Annotated in this window: 22 protein-coding genes and 1 pseudogene; 10 read left to right on the plus strand and 13 right to left on the minus strand. The window is 71.6% G+C overall.

Translation table 11 applies throughout. From position 1 onward, the window contains the following. Positions 1–44: 44 nt before the first annotated feature. The 3 genes from H6693_07715 to H6693_07725 all read left to right on the plus strand — a co-directional run bounded on the left by H6693_07715 (position 45) and on the right by H6693_07725 (position 2,981). Positions 45–806: an SDR family oxidoreductase gene (locus H6693_07715; protein ID MCB9516066.1), complete on the plus strand. Its 762-nt coding sequence runs from the start codon at positions 45–47 to the stop codon at positions 804–806. A 61-nt stretch (positions 807–867) separates the two neighbouring features. Beyond that, positions 868–1,548: an OmpA family protein gene (locus H6693_07720; protein MCB9516067.1), complete on the plus strand. Its 681-nt coding sequence runs from the start codon at positions 868–870 to the stop codon at positions 1,546–1,548. A gap of 134 nt (positions 1,549–1,682) precedes the next feature. Continuing rightward, positions 1,683–2,981: a hypothetical protein gene (locus H6693_07725; GenBank protein ID MCB9516068.1), complete on the plus strand. Its 1,299-nt coding sequence runs from the start codon at positions 1,683–1,685 to the stop codon at positions 2,979–2,981. Here H6693_07725 and H6693_07730 read toward each other — a convergent pair. The 6 genes from H6693_07730 to H6693_07755 form a co-directional block, all read right to left on the minus strand. Beyond that, positions 2,953–6,507 carry a hypothetical protein gene (locus tag H6693_07730; GenBank protein MCB9516069.1) on the minus strand — a complete coding sequence of 1,185 codons (3,555 nt, stop codon included), beginning with the start codon at positions 6,505–6,507 and terminating at the stop codon, positions 2,953–2,955. The genes H6693_07725 and H6693_07730 overlap by 29 nt on opposite strands. Positions 6,508–6,553: 46 nt before the next feature. Beyond that, a complete protein-coding gene (locus H6693_07735) occupies positions 6,554–7,405 on the minus strand; it encodes a glycosyltransferase family 2 protein (GenBank protein MCB9516070.1) in 852 nt (283 codons plus the stop codon). Then, positions 7,402–8,649, minus strand: coding sequence for a CDP-glycerol glycerophosphotransferase family protein (locus H6693_07740; GenBank protein MCB9516071.1), 1,248 nt, complete (start codon positions 8,647–8,649; stop codon positions 7,402–7,404). Before H6693_07740 ends, H6693_07735 begins: the two co-directional genes overlap by 4 nt. After that, positions 8,646–9,950, minus strand: coding sequence for a lipopolysaccharide biosynthesis protein (locus H6693_07745; protein ID MCB9516072.1), 1,305 nt, complete (start codon positions 9,948–9,950; stop codon positions 8,646–8,648). Before H6693_07745 ends, H6693_07740 begins: the two co-directional genes overlap by 4 nt. Before the next feature lie 10 nt (positions 9,951–9,960). Then, on the minus strand, positions 9,961–10,680 hold the full coding sequence (locus H6693_07750) for a phosphocholine cytidylyltransferase family protein (GenBank protein ID MCB9516073.1): 720 nt from the start codon (positions 10,678–10,680) through the stop codon (positions 9,961–9,963). Positions 10,681–10,746: 66 nt separating this feature from the next. Then, entirely contained in the window at positions 10,747–11,076 is a 330-nt protein-coding gene (locus tag H6693_07755) for a helix-turn-helix transcriptional regulator (GenBank protein ID MCB9516074.1), read from the minus strand. Between the two features lie 255 nt (positions 11,077–11,331). On the opposite strand from H6693_07755, the gene H6693_07760 reads away from it, so the two are divergent. The 5 genes from H6693_07760 to H6693_07780 all read left to right on the plus strand — a co-directional run bounded on the left by H6693_07760 (position 11,332) and on the right by H6693_07780 (position 17,029). Next, positions 11,332–13,374 (plus strand): chloride channel protein, encoded by a 2,043-nt coding sequence (locus H6693_07760; GenBank protein MCB9516075.1) that lies wholly within the window; start codon positions 11,332–11,334, stop codon positions 13,372–13,374. A 103-nt stretch (positions 13,375–13,477) separates the two neighbouring features. Then, positions 13,478–13,957 (plus strand): Lrp/AsnC family transcriptional regulator, encoded by a 480-nt coding sequence (locus tag H6693_07765; protein ID MCB9516076.1) that lies wholly within the window; start codon positions 13,478–13,480, stop codon positions 13,955–13,957. Between the two features lie 30 nt (positions 13,958–13,987). Beyond that, the gene (locus H6693_07770; GenBank protein MCB9516077.1) at positions 13,988–15,025 is read left to right on the plus strand and encodes a homoserine dehydrogenase; all 1,038 of its coding nucleotides are present in this window, start codon (positions 13,988–13,990) and stop codon (positions 15,023–15,025) included. Continuing rightward, positions 15,022–16,041, plus strand: a complete 1,020-nt coding sequence (locus H6693_07775; GenBank protein MCB9516078.1) for an aspartate-semialdehyde dehydrogenase — start codon at positions 15,022–15,024, stop codon at positions 16,039–16,041. Before H6693_07770 ends, H6693_07775 begins: the two co-directional genes overlap by 4 nt. A 7-nt stretch (positions 16,042–16,048) precedes the next feature. Further along, entirely contained in the window at positions 16,049–17,029 is a 981-nt protein-coding gene (locus H6693_07780; GenBank protein MCB9516079.1) for an aspartate kinase, read from the plus strand. A gap of 281 nt (positions 17,030–17,310) precedes the next feature. Here the strand turns inward: H6693_07780 and H6693_07785 are convergent, their stop codons facing one another. The 6 genes from H6693_07785 to H6693_07810 form a co-directional block, all read right to left on the minus strand. Further along, positions 17,311–17,817 (minus strand): hypothetical protein, encoded by a 507-nt coding sequence (locus H6693_07785; GenBank protein MCB9516080.1) that lies wholly within the window; start codon positions 17,815–17,817, stop codon positions 17,311–17,313. A gap of 16 nt (positions 17,818–17,833) precedes the next feature. Beyond that, entirely contained in the window at positions 17,834–19,045 is a 1,212-nt protein-coding gene (locus tag H6693_07790; protein ID MCB9516081.1) for an HD domain-containing protein, read from the minus strand. A gap of 27 nt (positions 19,046–19,072) precedes the next feature. Further along, a complete protein-coding gene (gene glnA, locus H6693_07795) occupies positions 19,073–20,509 on the minus strand; it encodes a type I glutamate--ammonia ligase (GenBank protein MCB9516082.1) in 1,437 nt (478 codons plus the stop codon). Between the two features lie 118 nt (positions 20,510–20,627). Next, positions 20,628–21,014, minus strand: a complete 387-nt coding sequence (locus tag H6693_07800; protein MCB9516083.1) for a MotA/TolQ/ExbB proton channel family protein — start codon at positions 21,012–21,014, stop codon at positions 20,628–20,630. Next, positions 21,011–21,802, minus strand: coding sequence for a hypothetical protein (locus H6693_07805; protein ID MCB9516084.1), 792 nt, complete (start codon positions 21,800–21,802; stop codon positions 21,011–21,013). Before H6693_07805 ends, H6693_07800 begins: the two co-directional genes overlap by 4 nt. Then, positions 21,799–22,143, minus strand: a complete 345-nt coding sequence (locus H6693_07810; protein ID MCB9516085.1) for a helix-turn-helix transcriptional regulator — start codon at positions 22,141–22,143, stop codon at positions 21,799–21,801. The genes H6693_07805 and H6693_07810 overlap by 4 nt, the downstream gene beginning before the upstream one ends. Before the next feature lie 176 nt (positions 22,144–22,319). Between H6693_07810 and H6693_07815 the strand changes: the two are divergent. Further along, a pseudogene (locus H6693_07815) lies at positions 22,320–23,811 on the plus strand (fumarate hydratase). Position 23,812: 1 nt separating this feature from the next. Continuing rightward, positions 23,813–24,772, plus strand: a complete 960-nt coding sequence (locus tag H6693_07820; GenBank protein MCB9516086.1) for a cysteine synthase family protein — start codon at positions 23,813–23,815, stop codon at positions 24,770–24,772. Here H6693_07820 and ltaE read toward each other — a convergent pair. After that, positions 24,769–25,809 (minus strand): low-specificity L-threonine aldolase, encoded by a 1,041-nt coding sequence (gene ltaE / locus H6693_07825; protein MCB9516087.1) that lies wholly within the window; start codon positions 25,807–25,809, stop codon positions 24,769–24,771. The two genes, H6693_07820 and ltaE, sit on opposite strands and share 4 nt — an antisense overlap. Positions 25,810–25,884: the final 75 nt, after the last annotated feature.

A 25,884-nucleotide genomic window follows, 5' to 3' on the forward strand; every position in this document is an offset into this window, starting at 1 on the left:
AGGCGTTATTCATGTAGACCCTCGACCGGACGGAGGAGCGGACCGTGGCCGCAGCCGAATGCAAGCGAGTCCTGATCACGGGAGCCTCCCGCGGCATCGGCCGGGCCTCGGCCGAGGCCTTTGCCGCGGCGGGACATCGCGTGGCCATCCACTACCAGCGCGCCGGCGACGCCGCCCGCGAGCTGGCGGAGCGCCTGCCCGGCGGGCCGCACCCCGTGGTGCAGGCGGACCTCGCCGACGCGAGCGCGGTCCTCGCCCTGGAGGAGATGGCGGCCGACGCGCTGGGCGGCCTGGACGTGCTCGTCAACAACGCCGGCATCTACGAGGAGCACCCGCCCCTCGCAACGCGCCCCGCCGACTGGCGGCGCGCCTGGGAGCGGACCCTGGCGGTGAACCTGATCGCGCCGGCGCTGCTCAGCCAGCTCGCCGCCCGGCGGATGGCCGCGGCAGGGGGCGGGCGGATCGTCAACGTGAGCAGCCGCGGCGCCTTCCGCGGCGAGCCGACCGCGCCGGCCTACGGCGCGAGCAAGGCCGGCCTCAACGCCTGCGGCCAGTCGCTGGCCAGGGCGCTGGCGCCGGCCGGCGTGCTGGTCTTCACCGTGGCCCCGGGCTGGGTGGAGACGGACATGGCCGCGGACTTCCTGGCGGGGCCCGAGGGCGCCGCCATCCGCGGGCAGAGCCCGCTGGACCGGGCCGCGAGCCCGGCCGAGATCGCCGCCGCCGTGCTGTGGCTCGGCACCGACGCGCCGGCCTATGCCACCGGTGGCATCGTGGACGTCAACGGGGCCTCCTACCTGCGCAGCTAGGGGCGGCGCAGAAGGGCCTCAGCCAGCGCGGGCGCTCCCGCGCGAGACCCGTGAGGTGATCATGAATCGCAGATTCGTCGGAGCCGTTCACATCGTGCTGCTCGCCGCGCTCATCGTGGGCCCGCTGGGCTGCGCCTCCATGTCGCGGCAGGAGAAGGGCGCCGCCATGGGCGGCACCGCGGGCGCCGTGATCGGCGGAGTCATCGGCAAGCAGCTGGGCAACACGGCCGCGGGCGCCATCATCGGCGCTGCGGTCGGCGGCGCGGCCGGCGCCTACATCGGCAACTACATGGACAAGCAGGCCGCCGAGATGGAGCGCGACCTCGAGGGCGCGAAGATCGAGCGGATCGGCGAGGGCATCAAGGTGACCTTCGACTCGGGCATCCTCTTCGCCGTGAACAAGGCCGACCTCAGCGCCCCCGCGCAGGAGAACCTGACCAAGCTCAGCGCGATCCTGCAGAAGTACGATGAGACGAACATCCTCATCGAGGGGCACACCGACTCCGACGGCACCGAGGAGTACAACCAGGCGCTGAGCGAGCGCCGCGCCGGCTCCGTGGCGGCCTTCCTGGCCGAGCACCAGGTGGCGTCCGGGCGCATGAGCCCGGTGGGCTACGGCGAGATCCAGCCCATCGCCAGCAACGACACGGCCGAGGGCAAGGCCGCGAACCGGCGCGTGGAGGTGGCGATCATGGCCAACGACAAGCTCAAGAAGGCCGCCGAGCAGCAGGTGGGCGGCTGATCGCTCCACCGGATCGAGATCGACCGCAGGGGTTCCGGCGCGCGCTGGAACCCCTTTTTGCTGCGAACGTATTCGATCCCGCCGGTGTCGAACCCGGTGGCTTCCCCGCCCACACCCTGCCAAGGAGACTCCCGATGCCCCTGCGCGAACGCCTGCCTGCGCTGACCCTGACGACGCTCGCGACCCTCGCCCTCGCCTTCCCCGCCGCCGCCTCGCCCTGGCGAGGCAGCGTGACGCAGGAGGACGGCGTCGAGGTGGTCCACAACCCCGCCGAGCCGTCGGGCGGCGAGAAGGCCCTCGCCCCCACCGAGCTCTGGCACCTGGGCGCCGACGAGGACGCCCCCGAGTCCGAGCTCTTCGGCATGATCACCAACATCCTCGTGGACGAGGACGGCAACAGCTACCTCCTCGACATGCAGCTGAACGAGATCCGCGTCTTCTCGCCCACCGGCGAGTACCTGCGCAGCCTCGGGCGCAATGGCGAGGGCCCGGGCGAGTTCAGAAACGGCATGCACGAGTTCTTCCTGCCCGAGGGCCGGATCGGCGTGGCCCAGATGATGCCCTCGCGCATCGCCGTGCTCGGCCGCGAGGGCGACGGCTTCGCCGACCTCACGATCCCCGGCCCCGCCGGCGCGGGCCTGCAGATGGTCAACGGCGCCAGGGGTGCCGGCGACCACTGCGTGCTGGCGCTCATGACGCCCATTCAGGGCGACGGCCGCTCGGAAACCCGACGCAGCCTCATCGCCGTGGCGCCGGACGGCGCGCTGAAGGCCACCTACAACGAGCTGTCCGAGTTCTTCGAGGGCGGCGGGATGCGCTTCAGCTTCGGCACCGGCGAGGGCGAGGACTTCACCGGACAGTGGGACGTTGATGGCGCCGGCCGCGTCTACACGGCGCCCATGTACGACCAGTATCTGCTCCGGGTCTACGCGCCGGACGGCAAGCTCATCCGCCGCGTGCTCACGGACTACGAGCACCTGAAGCGCACGAAGGACGAGATCGCGGAGATCGAGGAGCGGCAGGCGGGGCTGCCCGAGGGCTTCCCGCGGCCGGAGATCAACCCCTACCTCCGCGATGTGCGCGGGATCGTCGTGCGCCCGGACGGCAGCGTCTGGGTCGACAGCAGCCGGAACTCGCGGCGGCGCGAGGCCGGCGCGGTGGGTCCCTTCGACCGCTACGACCCCCAGGGCCGCTTCGTCGAGCGCGTCACCCTGAAGGCCGACTACGATCCCGAGCGCGACGACGTGGTCGTCGCCGGCGATCGCCTCTTCGTGATCAAGGAGGCCCAGATGACCTCCGGCACCTTCCAGGCGAGCTCCGGCGCCATGAACATGGTGATCACGATGGGTGGCGGCGACGAGGAGGACGAGGACGAGGAACTCGACCCCGCCCCCCTCTCGGTGATCAGCTACCGCCTGCCGGCGGGCTACTGACGAGCCAGAAGTCGCGCGGCGCGAGGCGCTCCACCACGGTGGGCGCCTCCGTCTGTGCGATCAGCGCCTCCAGCGACGTGAACTGCGCCTCCGGCCCGATCAGGAAGAACACGCCGTCGGGGCTCTTGGCCAGCGGCTCGCCCAGCCCCACCATCACGCGGCCGTAGATCGACGGGAAGCGCGCCAACAGCGTATCCGCCAGCCCGGGCTCGCCCGCCACCGCCAGCTGCGCCTCGCGGAAGGCTCGCACGCGGTCGGGGCCGAGGCCGTCGGCCAGATCCTCGGCCATCGCTTCGCCGCGCTGCTCGTAGGGACCGGCGGCGCGGCTCGAGTTGAACGCCACCGCCAGCGCGTAGCGCAGCAGGGCGGGATCCACGGTGCCGCTCTCGATCACGCCGGTGATGAAGCGCATCGTCTCGGCCACGTCGGGGCAGCGCTCGGCGTAGTAGCTCGCCATGCCGCTGCGCTCGCGATAGCGATAGCCGTTGCTGTAGGCCAGTCCCGCCGCCCAGGTGCGCATGAAGAGGCCGTGGCCGCCTCCGCCCGCGTAGACGTTCCCCGCCAGCGCATCGAGCACGTTGTCCCGCGAGGCGTCCCAGGGCTCGGCGCCCCGCGAGGTGAAGAGCAGCGTGCCGTTGCGCGTGTTCGCATTGAGCAGGCCGACGTAGACGGGCGGTGCCGCCAGGCCACGCCGCGCGGCCAGGCGCGCCTCCACGCGGCGCTCGCGCGAGGGGCGCTGCCGGATGGACGGCGCCGCGGCCAGCGTCTCGGTCCACGCGTTCAGCGCGGGCAGCAGGACCTCGCGCGAGGCGCTGCTGGAGATCAGGAAGACGCGCAGGTTGTCCTGGTGCAGCAGGGCCGCGAGCGTCTCGTTCAGGGCGTCCAGGGTCTCGGCGGGCGGCGTGAAGAGGCCAGCGCGCGCCGTCTCGCAGAGCTGTGCCCAGTCACCGGGCAGGCTGTCGTCCGGCAGGTCGGGCAGCAGGCCGCCGAGGGCCGCGAGCAGCTCCGTGGCCAGGGCCGTGGCCGCGTCGCTGGCACCGTTCGCCAGCACGGGCGGCGACGAGCAGCGCGCGGCCAGCGCGTCGCGGCTCTCGTTCGCCGCGGCCACCAGGGCGTCGACGAAGTCGTCCAGCGCCGCGCGGTCGGCGGCGTCGCCGGGGTCGGCGAGCAGCCACTTGAGGCGATAGATCTGCTCGATCTGCGTGAGGAAGCTGCCCGTGCTCAGGTAGAGCGGACTGTCCTGGAAGCGATAGGCCGACGCGGGGTCCTGCACCCAGGACTCCTCGCTGCCCTGCATCCGCGTGCGCAGCCCGCTGAACTCCTGGTCGACGAGATCGCGCAGCCGCGGCAGGTTCTCCGGCGCGAGGTAGGCGTGACGCAGCGTCGCGTCGAGCCAGGGCATCACGCGCGGCAGCTCCGCGCTGCCGGCGGTGACGCGCAGCACCAGCTCCACGCGATCGGCGAGCATGTTGCTGTCGAAGTAGGCCGCCAGCGAGGTCAGCTCGCGGCGGCGGCGCTCGAGCATCGCCTGCGCGCCCAGGAGCTCGCCGTCGAGCGTGAGACCCGTGCGGGTGAGCAGGTCGGGCAGGATCGGCAGCAGGTGCAGCCGCGACTCCGGGAGCACGTCGAGCCGGAAGGCCAGCCCGAGGGTGGCCGAGCTCATGTTCTCGAAGGTGGAGGCCACGAGAGGCGCGCCGCCGGCCAGCGCGAGTTCCTCGTAGTCCAGGTTGTCGTCCAGGGTGAGCGGCGGGTTCTTGACGAAGGCCGGAATCGCGTCGCCGGCGGCGTCGGCTTCGATCGCCGCGGTGGCGGCGTCGAAGTCGCGCTTGTAGTCGGCCAGGGCCGCCTGGGGCAGCGTCTGGCCGTAGCGCGCCTCGAGCTCGGCGGTGAAGGCCGCGAGACGGTCCGTCTTCTCCTGCTCGGCGGCGAGCAGCAGCGCGGGGTCGGGACGCACGCCGAGGCCGATGGGCAGCGCGTCGAGCAGCCCCCAGCGGTCGATGGCGTCGCGCCAGAGGTTCCGCTCCGTGTCGATGTCGCGCGCCAGCGCGTCGTAGAGGTTCTCGAGCACCAGCGACTTGTGGAAGCCGGGCTCGCGCTCCAGCAGGCCCAGCAGGTCCTGCCAGTAGCCCGCGCTGCCCTGACGGAAGCCGAACATCGGCGGACGGTCCAGGGCCTGCCGCGCGTCCTTGCGCCGCGCCTCGAGCCGGCTCGCCGCCTCGCGGTCGAAGGCCGCCAGGGCCGGATCTCCGTCCGCCCAGTCGTGCACCGTGCGCAGCTTGGCGAGGATGAGCTCGCGCAGCGCGGCGAGCTGGTCCAGGTCCAGGGTCTCGGGGTTGAGGCCGGCGAGGCCGATCATCACCGGGTTGCCGGGTTCGTCGCTGTGGTAGCCGTAGACGCTCGTCGCGCCCGTCTCCAGCTCGCGCGTCTCCGAGGCCACGAGGGCGTCGTAGAGCGGTGTGCCCGCGACGCCGGCGAAGGTGTCGAGGAAGAGCTCGAGCAGGCCGATCTCCTCCACGTCCAGATCCAGGGCCGCCGGCCAGGCGAAGAGCGCCTGCGCGGGGCTGGCGGCGTTTTCGCTGGCGTAGGGAACGACACGCAGCTCGCCGGGCGCGGCCGCCGGGGCCGGGGCGGGCAGCGCGTGGGAGTGGATGCCCGGCGTGTCGCTCGCGTCCGCGCCGGTCCAGACGCGGCCCAGGATGCCGTCCAGCCGCTCGAGGAACTCGAGCGGACTCATGGCGTCCGGCAGGCTGGCGATGATGCCCATGCCGCTCGGACGGTAGAACTCCTGGTGGAAGCAGCGCAGCTCCTTGGGCGTCATGTGGCGCATCGCCGCCGGGCGTCCGCCCGCGTTGTTGGCCTGCACGTGGTCGGCGCCGTAGAGCATCTCGGAGACGCCCGTCCACAGCGGATAGCTCGGGCCCTCGAAGGAGCTCACCATCTCGGTGAAGACCGTGCCCTTCTCCTCGAGGCTCAGCTCGCCCGTGCCGGCGTCCTCGCTCACCGCCACGTGGGCCACCTCGCGGCGGATCTCCTCGTCGCTGTAGTCGGGGTTGAGCAGCGCGTCCAGCCGCGCCTCCAGCGTGCGGTAGAAGCCCTCGGGGCCGGCCAGGGTGTTGAAGTGGTAGACGGTGTTCAGCTGGCTGGTCCAGGCGCTGCTGCTGCCGAGGGTCATCTCCTCCAGCGCCGCCACCGCGCGCCCCTTGGCGCCCTTGCCGAGCAGCAGGTGCTCGCAGGCGTGGGGCTCGCCCTGGTCGCTGTAGGGCAGGGTCTTCACCCACATGAAGCCCTGGGGCACGGACTGGATGTCCAGCAGGTCCACCAGGAAGCCGGTGCGCTCGTGGATGAGCCGCCCGCCCACCACGTGGCCGCCGGCCGCGTCGTAGAGATTGAGCAGCCGGAAGCCGCTCAGCGTCTGGCCCTCCTCGAGCCGGGCCAGCGCGGTGCCGCGTTCGCGACAGCCGCTCATGCCCAGCACCGCGCCGAGCGCGACGACGAGAACCGAGAGCGCAGCCAGATGATGCCGCATGGGGACTTCCTTTCGGGACGCCGGCCGGGCCGGCGGTGGATGTTCGTCACGGGCGCAGCCCCCGGTAGCCTTCCCAGCGGCCCCGCAGCGCCGCCAGGTAGAGACGGGCCCGCCCCCCCCGCCCACGCAGCGCCGACAGCAGCGCGCCGCCCAGCGCGCGCAGGAGCTGCTGCGCCACCAGGCGCCGCGGCAGCGCGTGCCGCCGCAGCACCTCCCCCATCCCGCGGCCATAGGCGCGGGCGCGGGCGAGGCCGGTGGCGTCGGCGAGGGCTGAGGGCGCCGGATGGACCACGTGCATCGCAGGATCGTAGACCAGCGCGCGGCCGGATTCCAGCAGGCGCAGAAGCAGGTCCGTCTCCTCGCCCGAGCCCCAGGGCGTGCCCGCGCCGGCCCCCAGGCGCTCGTCGAAGCCGCCCGCTGCCGTCACGGCGTCCCTGCGGAGGAAGAGGCCGATGGAGATGCCCTGACGCCACACCTGCAGACGGCGCAGCGGCCCCGGGGTTTCGGGCGAACCCGTGAGCAGCGGGCGGCCCGTCGGGTCGACGCCGCGCACGCAGAGCCCCGCCAGCTCCGGCGCCGCCGCCAGGCGCTGCGCGATGCGGGGCAGCAGCCCGTCGGGGTACCAGCAGTCGTCGTCGGGGAAGGCCACGATCTCCCCTCGCGCCGCCGCCAGGCCCGCGTTGCGCGCCCGCGACAGCCCGCGCTCGCAGCGCAGGTGCGCGATCGGCATCCGCGCGCTCCAGTCGGCGACGAGGGGCGCGAGACGCTCGTCCGGGTTCTGATCCACCAGCAGGACTTCCCAGTCGGGCTCGCCCTGCGCCGCGAGCGAGGCCAGGAAGCGCGCGGGCTCGTCCACGCGGCCCACGGTGGCGACGATCAGCGAGAAGCGGGGCGTCACGCGCGCGCCTCCGGGGCGAAGCGGCGGAGGATCTCGGCGGCGAGGCGGCCGGCGGCGTCGGCGTCGCGATGGCTGTGCCAGAGCGCGATGGCCTCGCGCCGCCGCGGGTCCGGCGCGTCCTCGGCGAGCGCGCGTTCCAGCGCGGCCAGGAGGCGCGGGAAGTCCGGCGCCTTCTCCCCCGGGGTGAGCGCGTCGTAGTCGCCGTAGAAGCTGCGGCTGTGGGCCTCGTAGTCGGCCTGGTCGAAGTTGAAGAACACGATGGGCCGGTCGAGCAGCAGGTAGTCGAAGTAGATCGACGAGTAGTCGGTGACCAGCACGTCGAAGAGCCCGAGCAGCGGGTAGAGGTCCGCCGCGGCCGGCAGGGCGACGAGGCGCGGGAGCGCGCCGAGGTCGGGCAGGCGCAGGACGTCGTTGCCGTGCAGCTTCACCACGACAGCGAGGTTTCGCGCCGCGCAGAACGCGTCCAGCGCGGGCCAGTCGATGGGCAGCGGCGCCGCCGTGCCGCGGCGTGCGTCGCGGTCCCGAAAGGTCGGCAGGTAGGCGACGAGCCGCCGCCCGTCGGCCTTGAGCCGGCTCAGCGCCGCGTGGGCCTCCGCGTCCCAGGGGCCGGGCGGCGCGTCGGCGAGGATCGCGTCGTTGCGCGGGAACCCGGTGACGGCCACGCGCTCCGCCGGCAGGCCGAAGGCGCCCGCCAGCAGCGCGGCGCAGCGCGGCGAGCTGGCCGGCATGAGGTCGAAGCGGTTGGCCATCCACGGGAAGCCGAGACGAAAGGCCAGGCGCTGCAGCGCGCTGCCGCCCGTGCCCCGCCGGATGAAGTGCTCCGGGTTCTCGATGTCCCGTTCGATTCGCTTGAGCGGAATGCCGTGCCAGAGGTTCACGAGCTTCGCGCCCCGCGTGAACCAGTAGTTGAGGTCGTTGGTGTAGACGTCGAAGACGCAGACCCCCGCCGCCAGCTGCGCGCGAATCCCGCGCAGGCTCCAGCCGTGCGCGGCGGGCAGGCCGGCCGCGCGCAGCGACGCCACGAGCCGGCGGTCCGCGCTGATCCAGGTGACGTCCACGCCCGCGGGCCGCGCCGCCACCAGATGGAGGAAGAGCCACTTGCTGTTGTCGGCGAAACGCCGTCCGTACCAGGAGCCGAAGACCCAGCGACGCGGATCGCGGCGCCCGAACCCCGACAGCAGCCACAGGCCGAGCAGCGGCGGACGGGCGAGCAGCTTGAGCGCGCGGCGCAGGGCGCGTCTCACGAGGACCTCCCCGCCAGCACGAAGGGGTCGAACCCCAGGCGCCGCCGCGCCGCCACGCGCAGCGCCAGACTCCAGACGACGAGCGCCGCGGTGGTGGCCACCGCGGCTCCCGGCAGTCCGAACCGCGGGATGAGCATCCCGTTCAGCAGCAGGTTCAGCGCCGCGGCGCCGGCCAGTAGCGAGGCGCTGAGCCGCTCGTGGCCGGTCAGGTTGAGCAGGCTGCCGGCGAGGCCCACGCTCGCCGCGGCAAGCTGACCGCCGCACAGGATCAGGAGCGGCAGGTAGGCGCGCGTGAACTCCGCGCCGAAGAAGCCCAGCACCACCTTCCCCGCGAGGGCAAAGCCCAGCGCGATGGCCAGCGCCGGCCAGAAGGTCCAGCGACTCGTCGCGGCGAGCAGGCGCGCCAGCTCCTCCCGTCGCCCGGTGGCGTGGAGCGCCGCGAGGCTGGGCGCGGCGGCGGCGTTCACCGCGAAGAGCGCGAAGCCCACCGTGGCCGCCGTGCGGCTGGCCGCGTTGTAGACGCCGACGGCGTCGTCGCCCAGCATGCTGCCCACGAGCAGCACGTCGGCCTGCGCCATCAGGTTCATGAAGACGAGAATCAACAGGAGCGGCGTGCCGACGCGCATCCACTCGCCCAGCAGGCCGGCGGCGCTCTCGCCGTCCGGCAGCGCGGCCCGCGAGCGGCGCAGCGCGAGGCCCTGGCCGAGCACGAGCAGGGCCATCGAACCCGCGAAGACGGCGAGCAGCTGACGCGCCGAGGGCCCTCCCGTCACGGCGAGCAGCGCCCCCGCGCTCAGGATCAGCAGCGCGTACTTGAGCAGGTTGGGCGGCGCCATGGCGAGCACCAGCCGTCCCTGGGTGCGGCCTTCCTGGGTGTGCAGGTTCATCATCGCGAAGACGGGCACCAGCCACGCGCCGGCCAGCCACGCCTCGCTGTACTGCCCCAGCGCGCCGGCCCGGGCCAGCGCGAGAATCGCCAGCGCGATCAGCAGGGACAGGCCGAGCGCCCAGCCGCACGCCTGCGCCAGGAAGCGGGCGTAGCGACGGCCCTCGCCCCGCTCGATGTAGGTGGGCAGGAAGCGCAGCGCCGCCGGCGTGAGCCCCAGGCCCGCGAGGTTCGCCAGCAGCAGCGACCAGGTGTGGACGTAGGCGAAGCGCCCGTAGCCAGACACGCCCAGCCAGCGGGCGAGGGCGAGCTGGCCGAGGTAGCCGAGCGCCGTGCCCGCCACCTGGACGGCGAAAACGGTGCCCGCGCCGCGCAGCAGGCGTCGGGCCAGGCTCGGCGGGGCGCCGGGAGTCATCTCGCGCGACTCAGCGATCCCAGTCCTCCAGCATGGCGTTGGCCTGATCCAGGTCGGCGGGGAAGTCCACTTCGATGCAGGCGGCCGGATCGACGTCCACCGCCATCAGCTCGAGACCACCCTGTACGGCCAGCTCGAGGCCGCGCTCGAAGTAGTCCGTGTCGCCACAGCGCTCCAGCCCGGCGACGAAGAGCGGCAGGTCGCGCCGGCGGCAGAAGTTCACGCCCACGGCCTCGCCCTCGCCGTCCCCACCAGGAAGGCGCTTGCCCAGGGCGAGAATGCGGCCGTCGGCGTCGCTCGTGAACTTCACTTCCTCGTCGCCCACGGCCTTGCGCTGCACGGCCATCGCGCTCGAGCCCGCGCCGCAGACCGCCTCGGCGATGCCGGGCGCGAGCACGACGTCGCCGTTGAGCCAGAGGACGTCGTCGTCCAGCTTGCGCAGCGCGCGCAGCAGGCTGCCGGCAGTGTTCTCGGTGGAAAAGTTCGGGTTGTAGACGAAGCCCAGCTCCGGGTGGCGCTCCATGATGAGGTCCTTCTTGTAGCCCACCACGGCGTAGACGTCGTGCACGCTGACCAGCGGCGCCAGCACCCGGAGCTGCTGCTCCATGATGCTGCGGCCGTTGACCAGGGGGATGAGGGGCTTGGGCAGTTCGCCGCCCCCCATGCGCGAGCCCATGCCCGCCGCGAGTATGACGACCTTCACGTTGCGCTCCCTTCCGTTGCGCGCCATTCGCGGCGCCCTCGGCGGCCGCGGCGCATTATCGCCACTCCCCCACGCACCCGCAAGCGCGCCGCCTCACGGCTCGAGCCCGCCCAGCCGGCCGCGCAGGTGCGCCTTCAGAGCGCGTTCGGCGGCGGTGAGCAGCGTCGGCAGCTGGGGATCGGCGAGCGCGTAGAAGACCCGGGTGCCGTCCTTGCGACGGGTGAGCAGGCCCTCGGCGGCCATGCGGCCGAGTTGACGGGACACGTGAGACTGCCCCAGCCCCGTCGCCGCGACGATCTCGAGCACGCTGAGTTCGCCCTCGGCGAGGACGTCGAGGATCTTCAGCCGCGCGGGCTCGGCGAGCAGACGGAAGTACGCCGCCAGCTCCTGGAGCGCGGACTCGGGGCGTGGGGTTGGGGCCATGGCACGTCACCGCGAAGGGTGCCGGGGAGGGGCGAACCCCTCCCCGGTTTTCTCTCACCATCTCCTGCGTGCATGCGGGAGACGTTCCCAGAGCCAACTATATGCGTCTCTCGCCATATTGTCAAGTAGGCATATTCGGCTCGCCGCGGCCGCCCCCGGGGCTGTGCTTGCGCAAATCCAGACCGGCTGCTAGCTTGGCCGCACCTTGCCGTCTGAGGGCCATTGCGCCCGCGTCCCCGGAAGGAAACCACCAGCATGTCGGGTTCGCGCGTCGAAAGAGTGCTCGGGGAGTTCCGTTCCCACGACTACCGGTACACCATCGTGCTGGCGCTTCTGATCGGCGTGCTGGGCGGCCTCGGCAATCTGGGCTTTCAGGCGCTCATCGACCTCTTCCGCCACATCTCCTGGGGCGGCGCCGACAACTTCACGACGCGCTTCGTGGCGGCGCCCGTCTGGCTGAAGCTCGGCGCGCCGACCCTGGCGGGCCTGATCGGCGGTCTCGTCATCTATTACTTCGCGCCGGAGGCCAAGGGGCACGGCGTGCCCGAGGTGATGAAGGCCGTGGCGCTCAAGGGCGGCGTGCTGCCGCGCAGCACCGTGCTGGGCAAGGCCGTGGCGAGCGCCATGTGCCTGGCGACGGGCGGCAGCGTCGGGCGAGAGGGTCCCATCGTGCAGATCGGCAGCGCGATGGGCTCGACCGTGGGGCGGCTGCTCAAGCTGAACACCCCGCGGATGCGCACGGTGGTGGCCTGCGGCGCGACGGCGGGCATCGCCGCCACCTTCAACGCCCCCATCGCTGGCGCGTTCTTCAGCGCGGAGGTCATCCTCGGCGACTTCGGCGTGGGCCAGTTCGCGCCCCTGGTGGCGTCGGCCGTGGTGGCGACGCTGGTCAGCCAGATCACCGCCGGCGGCAACGACCCGGCCTTCCACCTGCCGGAGAACCTGACGCTCAACGACGGCCGCGAGCTCATCCTCTACGCCCTGCTCGGCCTGGCGGCGGCCCTGGTCGCCGTGGGCTTCATGAAGGCGCTGCACTGGGCCGAGGACTTCTTCGACGGCCTGCCCATCTGGCCCCCGCTGCGGGTGACGCTGGGTGGGCTGGGCGTCGGCCTGGTGGGCATGGTCGCGCCCGAGGTGCTGGGCAACGGCTACGGATCGATCACCGCGGTCATGCACGGGGAGCTGCTGCTGGGCACCATGGGCCTGCTGCTGCTGGTGAAGGTCCTCGCCACCAGCACGACCCTGGGCTCGGGCAACTCGGGCGGCATCTTCGCGCCCAGCCTCTTCATGGGCGTCATGATGGGCGGCTTCCTCGGCCGCATCTTCCACGCCTGGTTCCCGGCCTGGACCGCCGCCCCGGGCGCCTACGCGCTGGTGGGCATGGGCGCGGTGGTGGGCGCGGCGATCCACGCGCCGATCACGGCCATCATCATGATCTTCGAGATGACCCGCGACTACGCGCTGATCCTGCCGCTCATGCTCTCGGTGGTGATCGCGACGCTCTTCAGCCAGAAGCTCCAGCGCCACTCCATCTACACCTTCAAGCTGGCGCGGCAGGGCATCGACCTGCTGCGGGGCAAGGACTTCAACGTCCTGCGCCGGCTCAAGGTCGGCGACGTGATGGACCGCCGCTACGACGCCATCGACCAGTGCACGCCGCTGATGGACGTCCTCGGCCACCTCGCCGCCAGCTCCCACCACGAGAGCCTGGTGCTCGACGGCGAAGGCCGCCTCACGGGCATCCTCACCGTGGACGAGGTGAAGCGCGCGCTGCCGCAGATCCAGCAGCTGGGCACCGTGCTCATCGCCCAGGACATGGCCCTGGACAGCCCGCCCACCCTGCGCAGCGACGACGACCTCGACTTCGCCATGCGCACCTTCGGCAAGCAGAACATCGAGGAGATCCCGGTGATGGACCCCGAGGATCCCAGCCGCCCCATCGGGCTCCTCGTGCGGCACGACGTGATCAAGGCCTACAACCGCGCCGTGCTCGAGGACAACCTCGCCGAGAGCGCGTCCAGCCGCATCCAGGCCTCCATGGGCGGGCGGCGCGTCACCGAGACCCTGGGCGGCTACGTCCTCGAGGAGATCGAGGCGCCGGTGTCCATGCGCGGTCGCAGCCTGGGCGAGCTGGACTTCCGCGGTCAGACCCGCTGCCAGGTCCTGCTCCTGCGCCGCAAGGGCGGCGACGGCGACGGCGCCTTCGAGTTGCCGGCCCGGGACACGGTGCTGGGCGAGGGGGACAACCTGCTGGTCTTCGGCAAGAGCGGGGACGTCCAGCGGGTCCGCAATCTCTGAGGCCGTTCGGCTCACCCCCCTCCACGGCTAGGATTCTTCGGCGATTCGGCCGGCTCACCTGCGAATCTTGCATTCGGCAGTACCTTCTCCTATTCTGACGCCCATGGAGACGGTCCGCATCGACGCCACCGACCGCAGGATCCTGGAGATCCTGCAAGGTGAGGGCAGGCTGCCCAACGCCCGCATCGCGGAGCGCGTGGGACTGAGCCCGCCCAGCGTGCTCGAACGCATCCGCAAGCTGGAGGAGAAGGGCGTCATCCGCGGCTACACGGCGCTGGTGGACGGCCGCCGGCTGGGCCTGCGCACGGAGGTCTACGTGGCCGTGGCGCTGAGCTTCCACCGGCAGGAGTGCATCGACGAGTTCCGCGAGGCGATCCTGAGCACCCCCCAGGTGCTCGAGTGCCATCACCTCACCGGCGAGGACGACTTCCTGCTCCGCGTGGTGGTCCCCGAGATCGAGGACTACGAGGACTTTCTCCTGCACACGCTCACGCGCATCGAGTGCGTGAGCAAGGTGAAGAGCGCCTTCGTGCTCTCCACCCTCAAGCGCGAGGCCCGGCTGCCCCTGCCGGAAAGCCCCTAGCCGGGGACGTCACCCATCGGGAGGTTGTGGATGCAGAGAATCGCCATGATCGGTTTCGGCAACGTGGGCCAGGGCCTGGCCGAGATCCTGCTGCGCAAGAAGGCCGAGCTGAAGCGGCAGCAGGGCTACAGCTTCGCGGTGGTGGCGGTGAGCGACGTCAAGCTGGGCTCGGTCTACCACCCGGACGGCCTGAACCTGCAGCGCCTGCTCGCGGCCCTGCGCGAGAAGGGCAGCCTCGAGGCCTACCGCGGCGCCGGTGTCGTCAAGGGCTGGGACGCGCTGCGCACCATCAAGGAGAGCAACGCCGACACCGTGGTGGAGCTGGCCTGGACCGACCTCGCCACCGGCCAGCCGGCCATCAAGCACTGCGAGGCGGCGCTGAAGGCCGGCAAGCACGTGGTGACGAGCAACAAGGGCCCGGCGGCGCTCGCCTACCCGAAGCTCTCCCGTCTCGCGGCGCGCCACGGGGCGCAGCTGCGCATCGAGGGCACGGTGATGAGCGGCACGCCCGTGCTCAACCTGGGCCTGCAGGACCTGGCCGGCAACCGCTTCGAGGCGGTGGAGGGCATCCTGAACGGCACCACCAACTACATCCTCAGCGAGATGGAAGCGGGCGCCGACTACGCCGCCGCGCTGGCCAAGGCGCAGTCGCTGGGCTACGCCGAGGCCGATCCCACGGGCGACGTGGAGGGCATCGACGCCGCGGGCAAGGTGGCCATCCTGGCCAACCTGCTCATGGGTGGCGCGCTCACCCCGGCGGACGTGAAGCGCAAGGGCATCACCAAGATCACCGCCGCCGACGTGGCCAAGGCCAAGGCCGACGGCAAGCGCTGGAAGCTGATCGGCAGCGTGAAGCGCAGCGCGAGCGGCGGCCTCGACGCCCGCGTGCAGCCCGTGGCCCTGCCGCTGAGCGATCCCCTGGCCGCGGTGATGGGCCCCACCAACGCCGTCTCCTTCACCACCGACCTGCTGGGCAAGGTCACCATGGTCGGCCCGGGCGCCGGCCGCGTGGAGACCGGATTCGCCATCCTGAGCGACCTGCTCGCCATCGATCGGAGCCGCGCATGAAGCAGTACACCTTTGGCGTCGTGGGAGCCCTGGGCAACGTGGGCACCGAGATGCGGAACATCCTGGAGACCAGCGAGCTGCCCATCGGCAAGCTCGTGCTGATGGACATCCCCGCCAACGCGGGCAAGACGGTCACCTGGCGCGGCCAGCCGCTGACCGTGGTCGCCGCGGAGCCGGACGCCTTCGCCGGCGTGGACATCGCCCTCTTCAGCGCGGGCGAGGCGGCGGCCAAGGCGCTGGCGCCCGAGGCCGTGAAGCGTGGCTGCATCTGCATCGACAACAGCACCGCCTTCCGCATGGACCCGGAGCACCCGCTGGTCATCCCCGAGGTGAACCCCCGGGCGCTCGACGCCCACCGCGGCATCGTAGCCAACCCGAACTGCTCCACCATCCAGATGCTCGTGGCGCTCAAGCCGCTGCACGCGGCCTACGGCATCCGCCGCGTCGTGGTGAGCACCTACCAGGCGGTGAGCGGCACGGGGCAGGCGGCCGTCGAGGAGCTGCACAACCAGGTGCGCGCCTTCGCGGCGGGCGAGCCGGCGCCGGTGGCCGTCTACCCGCACCAGATCGCGTTCAACGCCCTGCCCCACATCGACTCCTTCACCGAGAACGGGTACACGAAGGAGGAGATGAAGATGATCAACGAGACCGCGAAGATCCTCGACCCGGCGATCAAGGTGACGGCCACCACCGTCCGCATGCCGGTGGTCAACGGGCACAGCGAGAGCCTCAACGTGGAGTTCGCAAAGCCCTACGAGCTGTCGGAGCTGCGCAGCCTCCTGGAAAGGGCGCCGGGGGTGGTCGTGGAGGACGACCCCGCGGCCAACGTCTACCCGCTCGCCCTGCGCGCCAGCGGCAAGGACCCCGTCTACGTGGGGCGCCTGCGCCGGGACTTCAGCGTGGAGAACGGCCTGAACTTCTGGTGCGTCTCGGACAACCTCCGCAAGGGGGCGGCGCTGAACACCGTCCAGATCGCCGGCGAGCTGATCGCCCGCGACCTGGTGCGGATCCCCTAGGAGCGGCATGGCCGGGACGCGGCTGCTCAAGTTCGGCGGCACCAGCGTGCGGGACGACGCCGCCCGCCGCGCCGCCGTCGCCAAGGTGCGCGCCCGCGCGGCGGCCGGCCACCGCGTCGCCGTGGTGGTGAGCGCCATGGGCCGCGCCGGCGAGCCCTACGCCACCGACACGCTGATCGGCCTGCTGACGGCCCTCGGCGAGCCCGTCGCCCCCCGCGAACTGGACCTGGCCATGAGCGCGGGCGAGCTGCTGTCGGCCGCGCTCTTCGCCCACCTCCTCAGCCGTGAGGGACTCCCCGCCGAGGCCTTCACCGGCCAGCAGGCGGGCGTGCTCACCGACGGCCACGCCGGCGCGGCGGAGATCCTCGACGTGCGGCCGGCGCGCATCGAGGCCTGCCTCGCGGCGGGGCGCGTGGCGGTGGTGGCCGGCTTCCAGGGCGCGGACGCGTCGGGCGAGATCCGCACCCTCGGCCGCGGGGGCAGCGACACCAGCGCCGTGGCCCTGGGCGCGGCGCTGGGCGCCGACGAGGTGGAGATCTTCACCGACGTCCCCGGCGTCGCCACCTGCGACCCGCGCCGCGTCCCCGAGGCGCGCTTCCTCGCGGAGCTCGCCGCGCCGGTGATGCTGGCCATGGCCGAGGAGGGCAGCAAGGTCCTCCACCCGCGGGCCGTGCGGGCGAGCCAGCCCACGTCCACCGCGCTGCGGGTGCTGAGCACCTTCGACGACACGCCCGGCACCCTCGTCCACCACCGGCCGCTGGCGGGCGACGCACGTCCCGTGGCCCTGGCCCACAGCGAGGCGGCGTCCACGGTGTCGCTGATCCACGGCGGTCCGCTTGCCGCGCCCGTCGCGCTCGCGCTGCCCGGCGCCGAGGCGCTGACGTCGACCGCGGGGCCGGTGGGGGTCCAGCGCTGGCGGGTCCCCGAGGGCGCGCTGGACGCGGCCCTCCGGGTCCTCCACCGGGAGCTGGCTCTGCCCTCCGGCTAGGCCGTGCGCCGCCTCACTTTTTTGAGGCCCGGTGACGATTCCATCTTGCGTCTAGGGTTCCACGGAGCGATAGTGCGCGCGTTCGAACGCACCGGGGGAGTCCCGGCGTTCCTCTTCCCTCTACGCGGAGAGATTGCCAAATGGCTGGCAAGAAGAGCACCCCGAAGAAGTCGACCAAGTCGACCACCAAGAAGAAGTAACTTCGCGTGGCCGCTTGTCGGCCATCGAAGCGGTTAAGAGGGGAGGGACTGGTGCCCTCCCTGTTTCGTTTCAGGGGGGTGCTAGCGGACGGCGACGACCTGCGCGTGCGTGCTGTCTAGAGCACAGGCAACGCAGCGTATCGCCCACTCCCGGAGCTCAGCTTCGATACCGGTTTGGGGAGTATCCAGCGGGTACTGGCGGCTCGCCAGGGTGGAATCATCGCCTGTGTGGAAGTCGAACACCGCGGTCTCGCCACCATCCTGCCGAGTGATTCTGACCTCGAGCCGCCCGCGGACTGACCAGCCATGCGTGCGCTCGCGGTCGCGGATGCTCAAACCTCGTTGCATCCGAGGGGCGAACTTCCGCTCCTTTCCCTCCACGATCGAGTAGCTGCCGCTGACTTGCAGGAACCAGGCCGCGACACTCAGCGGCGCGTGCTCCCAAGGAGGGGGCAACGGCAGATCCTCGCCCGGGAGGATCATTGGCTTGATCGCGTCCCACGAGAAGGAGACTCCCCAGTCCTCCTGCGCGGTGGCCGCACCTGCCAGCAGACTCAGGGTCAACGTCAGCATCGCGATTCGCCCCATCGCGTCTTCCTTCCCGCTACAGCCCCAGCCAGGTCTCCGTGACGGCGCGCGCGCGATCGCGGTTCTCGGGATCGGTGTAGACGGCAAAGACCGTGTGGCTGGACTCCTTCTCCGCCAGCGCGCGCGCCAGGGTGGACAGCTCGTAGAGGTCCACGCGCTCGCCGTTCTTCCGCAGCACCGACAGCTCCACGCGCTTGAGGCGCGGCTCGCTGAAGGCGAGGACGTCCACCGGCATGTCCACCAGCAGCGCGCCCGGCCCGAAGCCGCAGCGCTCCGTCAGCAGCGCCTCCACCTCCTGCCGCCCCTGCGCGCCCACGGTCTCGGTCAGCGCGGCGCGCAGCTGCGCCTCGCCGCGGCTGGCCACGCTGAAGGCGGTCTTGTAGAGGTCGCGGTACTGGATCTTGTCGATGAGCTCGGCGCTCACCCCGCCGGCGACGCGCAGGCGGGCGAGCAGCTCGCCGTCGGTCATCTCGTACCAGCCCTCGATGCTGCTCACGGCCAGCTCCATGGCGCGCAGCAGCATGGTCTCGGCGATGCGCCCGGTCCGGTGGGCGTAGACGGCCGAGTACATGTGGTCGCGGGCGACCAGCATCTCCTCGATGGCGTCGATCCCCTTCTCCAGCAGGATCAGCCCGCCTATCCCCCGATCGGGCTTGAGCGTGTGCAGGATGCGGTAGAGGTCGATGTTCCCGTGCGCGATGCCGGTGAAGTAGCTGTCGCGGAGCAGGTAGTCGAGCTGGTCGGCGTCGATCGGCCCGTGGATCACGTGCTGGAGGATGGGATCGGGGTGGTCCCCCGTCACCAGGTCCCCCACCTCCTCCGGGTCCAGGCCGTAGCGGCGGAGCATCTCCGGGATCCAGCCCGCCCGCGGGAAGGTGTAGCGCGCCTGTCCGGTGATGAGGTTCCGCGTCAGCTCCATGTGGTCCTCGGGCAGGAGCGACTCGAGGGCGTGGCTGAAGGGCGTGTGGCCGACGTCGTGCAGCATGCCCGCCGCCTGGACCATCCACTTCTGCTCGGGCAGCAGGTCCAGCGTGTCGGCCATGAGGCCCGCCACGTGGCTGACGCCGATCACGTGGCAGGCGCGCGTGTGCGCCCCGCCCGGGTAGCTCAGGAAGCTCAGGCCGAGCTGCTTGATCCACTGCAGACGCTGCAGCTCGGGCAGCTCGAGCAGCGAGCTCTGCAGCTCGTTCAGCTCGATAAAGCCGTGGATGGGATCGTTGACGAACATGCCGCTCGCTTCCCGGCGCCCGCGCGCCTAGGCGTCGAAGTATAGCGAAATCTCGTAGGGATGCGGCCGGTTGCGCACCTCGTTGTACTCGTTCTCGATCTTGGTCTCGATCCAGGTGTCGATGAGCTCGCGGCTGAAGACGTCCCCGGCCAGCAGGAACTCGTGGTCGGCCCTCAGCGCCACCATCGCCTCGCGCAGGCTGGTGGGCAGGCTGCCGATCTTCTCGCGCTCGGCGGCGGGCAGGGAGAAGACGTTCACGTCGTAGGGCCCGAAGCCCATGGCCGTGGGATCGAGCTTGCGGCGGATGCCGTCGAGGCCCGCGAGCAGCTGCGCCGCCATGGCGAGGTAGGGGTTGCAGGTCGCGTCGGGCGGGCGGAACTCGATGCGCTTGGTGGCCGCCGTGTCCGCGTACTTGGGGATGCGCACCGACGCGCTGCGGTTCGCGAGGCCGAAGATCGTCCGCACCGGCGCCTCGAAGCCGGGCACCAGGCGCTTGTAGCTGTTGGTGCTGGGGTTCGTGAAGGCGAGCAGCGCCGGCGCGTGGGCCAGCAGCCCGCCGATGTAGTGCAGCGCCAGCGCGCTCAGCCCGGCGTAGCCCTTGGGGTCCCAGAACAGGTTGCGCTTGCCCCCCAGAAGCCGCTGGTGGAAGTGCATGCCGCTGCCCGCCTCGTTGTAGAGCGGCTTGGGCATGAAGGTGACGGTCTTGTGGTGCCGCGCCGCCACCATCTTGATCAGGTACTTCACGCGCAGCGTGGTGTCCGCCGCCTGGCGGATGGGCTGCTCGAGGATCTCGATCTCGCTCTGGCCCGGGCCGCCCACCTCGTGGTGGTGGTAGCGGACGGGAACCCCCGCCTCCTCGATGCGCGCCACCATCTCGGCGCGCAGGTTGTAGAGCTGGTCCAGCGGCGGGATCGCATGGTAGCCGCCCTGCCGGGGGATCTTGTGGCCCAGGTTGTTGTCGGGGCCGATGCCGCTGTTCCAGTCCGCCTCGGCGCTGTCGATGCGGTAGCTCGCCGTGTTGATGTCGTTCATGTAGGTGACGGCGTCGAAGATGTAGAACTCGAACTCCGGCGACCAGAGGCTCGCCGTCGCCACCCCCGTGCTCTTCATCAAGGCCTCGGCCTTGCCGAGGATCGCCCGCGGGTCGCGCGCGAAGGGCGCGCGCGTGTCGGCCTCGGCCGGCTGGGCGATCATGGAGAGCGTGGGGCGGTCCCAGAAGGGATCGCGCGTGGCGGTGTCCGGGTCGGGCAGGAGCACCATGTCCCCCGCCTCGAGGCGCTTGAAGCCGGGGACGCTGGAGCCGTCGAAGGCGATGCCCGCGCTGAAGAGCTCCGGCCCCACCTGGCTCAGCGGCACGCTGATGTGGTGCCAGCCCCCGTAGAGGTTCACGAACTTGAGGTCGATGACCTCGATCCCTTCCTTCTTCACCCGCGCGAGGACGCGCTCCACGGCTGTGGCGGGCATGGGTCTCCTTGCTCGAAATGCGGCGAGCCTTGGGGTTGGGCAGTCGGGGGATTCTGCCTGAGGGCGTGCGGGGATGCAAGCCCCCGGCCCGCGGCGGCGGACCGGGGGCGAGGGGAAGTCAGTGCGCCGCGCTCGCCGCCAGCAGGCGGCCGTGCCACGCGCGCAGGACGAGCCAGGCTAGCCCCGCCAGCAGCAGCAGGGTCATGCCGAAAAGCGTCGTCGTGAAGGACTCCGCGAAGCCCGCCGCCAGGAGCGCCGGCGACACCGCCTTCGCCGCGCGGATCACCTGCATCGCGTTGTAGATGCCCGTGCACTGACCGAGCACGCCCAGCACCGCGGCCACGGCGCCCCAGAAGAGGATCGTGTTGATGAGCCCCGCCGCGGACGGCCCGCTCTCGCCGGTGCCGAGCCGCCGCGCGGCACGGATCACCTGCACCAAGACGAGCGCAGTCAGCAGCAGCAGCGGCCACAGGTAGACCCCGCAGGCCAGCAGGAATTCTCTCATGGGTGTCTCCCTTCGTCGGTGTTCTCGTCCTCCGCCAGGATCCCCTGGAGCAGGAGGGCTTCGTGCATCTCCGCGGCGCGCACGCGCCGCTCGAGGATGAACCAGGCCAGACCCGCCAGCAGCGCGCAGACCTGCGCGACGATGGCGAGGGCCACGCCGGCCTGGAAGGCGTCGGCCATGCGGGGGCCCACCTGGCTCGGCTCGACGCGCCCGGCCCAGGCGCCGCGGCCCAGTTCGAGCCAGGCCCCCAGGCCGCCCAGGGCGAGCTGGGCGACGGCCAGGGCGGGCAGCGCGTTCAGTTCGCGCCGGAGCAGCCGAAGCTCGCGGGTGCCGCGCGTGAGGATCCGCCAGCCGTGGCGCAGGGCGAGCGCGAACGCGACGAGGGCGAGCGCCAGCACCGGCCAGAGGAAGGGGCCCCTCAGCGCGAAGAAGTCGCGCGTCAGCAGGAGTTGCCCGGCGGCCAGCGCGGCGAAGGCCAGCAGGCCCAGCAGCAGGCCGCGCTCCCAGAGGCTGCGCGTCTGGGCGGAGAGGCCGTCGAGGAGGCGGCGCAGCGGCCCGCCGTGGAGGGCCGCGAGGTCGGCGAGGGCGTCGTCCGAGAGCGCGTACTCGGTGCGGAGGCGGCGGAGCGCGGCCGCGTCGTCCAGGCCCTCGGCCAGGTAGTGGGCGTGGAGGTCCTCCAGGTCGCCGGCGATCTCCAGGAGCACACGGCTGCGCGCGGGCTGAGGCAGGTTGAGGCGGTCGGAGGCGTGGCGGAGGACGTCGCGGTAGCGGTGCAGAGTGGCGCTCATGACGCCCCCTCCAGGACGGCGAAGAGGTGTTCGGTGAAGCGGTGCCAGGCGGCGCGCTGGTCGTCCACGTGTCGGCGGCCCTTGCGGGTGAGTGTGTAGAGCTTGCGCTTGCCGCGAGGGCCCTCCTCGGACCAGCTGCCGCGCAGGAGGCCGTCGTGCTCGAGCTGGTGGAGAATCGGGTAGAGCGTGCCGTGCCGGAAGCGGAAGTAGCCCGCCCCCCGCCGCTCGATCTCCAGGGCGATCTCGTAGCCGTGGCGGGGGCCGTCCACGAGCGTGGCGAGGATCAGCGCCTCGTTGCAGCTGCGGCTCAGGGTCTGGGTCTCGAGGGCCTGGCGGGCCATGGCGTCTCACTTTGTCTAGAGGCTCGATATATCGACTGTCGATATATAGGCGGGGCGTCCGGCGAGGGCAAGGGGAATCGCCGGGAACCGGGGCCGGGACCTGTCATTGAAGGCCGGACGCCGCTGCCGTATATTGGCGCCGTGGTCCGCGGCGCGGACCGGGAAGCGAGGCCAGCATGAAGACGATTCCCGACCTGGAGGCACAGGTCCTGGAGCTGATCCGCCGGGCGAGCACGAAGCTGCCGGTGGACGTCACCGCCGCCCTGGGCGCCGGCCGCGCCCGCGAGAAGGCCGGCTCGGCCGCCGCGGCCACCCTGGACACGATCCTGGAGAACGTCGATCTGGCCGCGCAGGCCTCGACGCCCATCTGCCAGGACACGGGCACGCCGGTGTTCTTCGTCAAGCACCCCTGGGACTTCCCCCAGCGGCCCATGATCGAGGCGGTGAAGGCCGCCGTGAAGACGGCCACCGAGAAGAACTACCTCCGCCCCAACGCCGTGGACCCCGTGACCGGGGCCAACAGCGGCAACAACACGGGCACGCACTTCCCCAGCTTCTACTTCGAGCAGTGGGACGCGCCGGGCGTCCGCTTCGATCTGCTGCTCAAGGGCGGCGGCAGCGAGAACCAGAGCGCGCAGTACAGCCTGCCCCACGCGGGGCTGAAGGCCGGGCGCGACATGGAGGGCGTGAAGCGCGTCATCCTGGACGCGGTGGTGAACGCCCAGGGCCAGGGCTGCGGGCCGGCGATCCTCGGCGTCTGCATCGGCGGCGACCGCGCCAGCGGCTACGCCATGGCCAAGGCGCAGCTGCTGCGTCCGCTGGAGGACGCCAGCGACGACCCCACCCTCGCCGCCATGGAGGCCGAGATCACCGAGAAGGCCAACGGCCTCGGCGTGGGCCCCATGGGCTTCGGCGGCGAGACCACGGTGCTGGCCACCAAGATCACCAAGGCGCACCGCGTGCCGGCGAGTTACTACGTGTCCGTGAACTACATGTGCTGGGCCTCGCGGCAGGCCGGCATGACCTACGAGAACGGGGAGATGCGCCATGATTGACCTGGCCACACCCATCGACGAGGCGGCCATCCGCGCCCTCAAGGTCGGCGACGTGGTGTCGATTTCGGGCACCGTGGTCACGGCGCGCGACGCCGCCCACAAGTACATGGTCGAGACCTGGATCGAGGCCGAGCCCTTCCCCGAGAGCGAGGACGGCAAGCTGCGCCAGACCCTCGGGAAGGTGCTGAAGGGCGGCGTGATCTACCACTGCGGCCCCGTGGTGCACCAGGACGAGGACGGCAAGTGGCACTTCGTGGCCGCCGGCCCCACCACCTCGAGCCGCGAGGAGCCCTACGCGCACAAGGTCATCAAAGCCCTGGGCGTGCGCGCGGTGATCGGCAAGGGCGGCATGGGCCCGAAGACGCTCGAGGCCTGCCGCGAGCACGGGGCCGTCTACCTGCACGCCGTGGGCGGGGCCGCGAGTCTGATCGCCCAGCGGGTGCAGGAGGTGGAGGACGTCTACAAGACCGAGTTCGGCCTGCCCGAGGCGTTCTGGCGGATCCGCGTGGAGGACTTCCAGTGCGTGGTGACCATGGACAGCCACGGCGAGAGCCTGCATGCGCAGGTGCTGGCCGACAGCCGCGCGCGCTTCAACGAGATCTACGGGCTGTAGGATGATCGTCGACAACATCCTGCAGGCCGTGGGCAACACCCCCGTGGTTCGCCTGAATCGCGTGGGCGACACGCTGCCCGCCGGCACCACGCTCTACGGCAAGTGCGAGTTCCTCAACCCGGGCGGCTCGCTCAAGGACCGCATCGCCGTGCGCATGGTCGAGCGCCTGGAGCGCGAGGGCGTGCTCAAGCCGGGCGCGACCATCGTGGAACCCACCAGCGGCAACACGGGCATCGGCCTGGCCATGACCGCGGCGGTGAAGGGCTACCAGATGGTCGTCACCATCGCCCAGAAGATCAGCGAGGAAAAGGAGATCATCCTCGAGGCGCTGGGCGCGGAGGTGCACCGCTCCGACGACGACTCCGCCCCCCACACCGACCCCCGCAGCCAGTACGGCAAGGCCGCCTGGCTGGTGGAGCAGCGCCCTGGCGCGGTGATGCCCAACCAGTACAAGAACCCCGAGAACGCCGCCACGCACTATGCCAGCACGGCGGCCGAGATCTGGGACGACTTCGGCGAGCGCCTCGACGCCATGGTGGTGGGCGTGGGGACGGGCGGGAGCATCATGGGCATGGCCCGCTACCTGCGCGAGCGGAACCCCAAGATCCTGATCGTGGGCGTCGAGCCTGTGGGCTCCCTGCTCGGCGGCGGCAGCCAGACCAGCCCCTACCACGTCGAGGGCATCGGCTACGACTGGATCCCCGACATCTTCGACGCCAAGGTGGCCGACCGCTTCCTCTCCGTGCACGACCGCGACAGCTTCCGCATGGCGCGGCGGCTCATCCGCGAGGAGGGCCTGCTGGTGGGCGGCAGTTCGGGCACGGTGGTGCACGCCATGGTGGAGGTGGCGCGCACGCTGCCGCCGGGGTCTACGGTCTGCGGCATCCTGGCCGACGGCATCCGCAACTACCTGCGCAAGTTCCCCGACGACGCCTGGCTGGCGCGGAGGGACCTGCTCTAGTCCTCCGCCACCGCCTCGGCGAGCAGCGCGAGGGCGCGGTCCATGTCGGCCATGCTCAGGCCGAAGTGCGTCACCATGCGCAGACGGCGACCCTTCTCGCCGAGGAAGAACAGGCCGCGCTGCTTGCAGCGGCGCACCAGCTCCTCGGCCGTGAGACCCTTCCGCGTGATGTCGAAGTAGACGATGTTCGTCCGCACCCGCGCCGGCTCGGTGCTGAGTCCTTCGATGGCGACGATCCCCTCGGCCAGCCGCTTCGCCATGGCGTGGTCGTCGGCGAGGCGCTCGACGCGGTGGTCCAGCGCGTAGAGCCCCGCCGCCGCCAGGACGCCCGCCTGCCGCATGCCGCCGCCGAGCTGCTTGCGCAGCCGGTGCGCCCGCTTGATGAACTCCTTGCAGCCGCAGATCAGCGAACCCACGGGCGCGCCGAGCCCCTTGGACAGGCAGAACGACAGCGAGTCGGCCGTGGCCGCGAGGTCACGCACCTTCACGCCCTCGGCCTCGGCCGCGTTGAAGATGCGCGCGCCGTCCAGGTGCAGCTTCAGGCCGCGCTTCTCGCAGAGCGCGCCCACGGCGTCCAGGTAGCCCAGGCCGATGGGGCTGCCCCAGCAGCGGTTGTGCGTGTTCTCCAGGCAGAGCAGGCGCGTGCGGGGAAAGTGGCTGTCGTCGGGACGGATCGCCGCCTCGATGCGCTCCAGGTCCAGCGTGCCGTCCGGGTGGTTGGGCAGCGTGTGCGGGTGCAGCCCGCCCACCGCCGCGCTCGAGCCCGCCTCGTAGACGAAGATGTGCGCGCTGTCGCCCACGATGAACTCGTCCCCCCGCTGGCAGTGCGTCAGCAGGCTGATCAAGTTTGCCTGCGACCCGCTCGGCACGAAGAGCGCCGCCTCCTTGCCCGTGAGCTGCGCGGCGCGGTCCTGCAGCGCGTTGACGGTGGGGTCCTCGCCGAAGACGTCGTCGCCCAGGGGCGCGTGGGCCATGGCCTCGCGCATGGGCTCGTCGGGCAGGGTGAAGGTGTCGCTGCGCAGCTCGATCGTGTTCATCGGGGTGGAACCTCCCAGGCTTCCGGCGGTTGACGGGCGAGTGTAGCGAGCCGCGGCGGCGGAGGAAAGCCCCTG

This window comes from Candidatus Latescibacterota bacterium (genome assembly GCA_020633725.1).
Lineage (GTDB): Bacteria > Krumholzibacteriota > Krumholzibacteriia > JACNKJ01 > JACNKJ01 > VGXI01.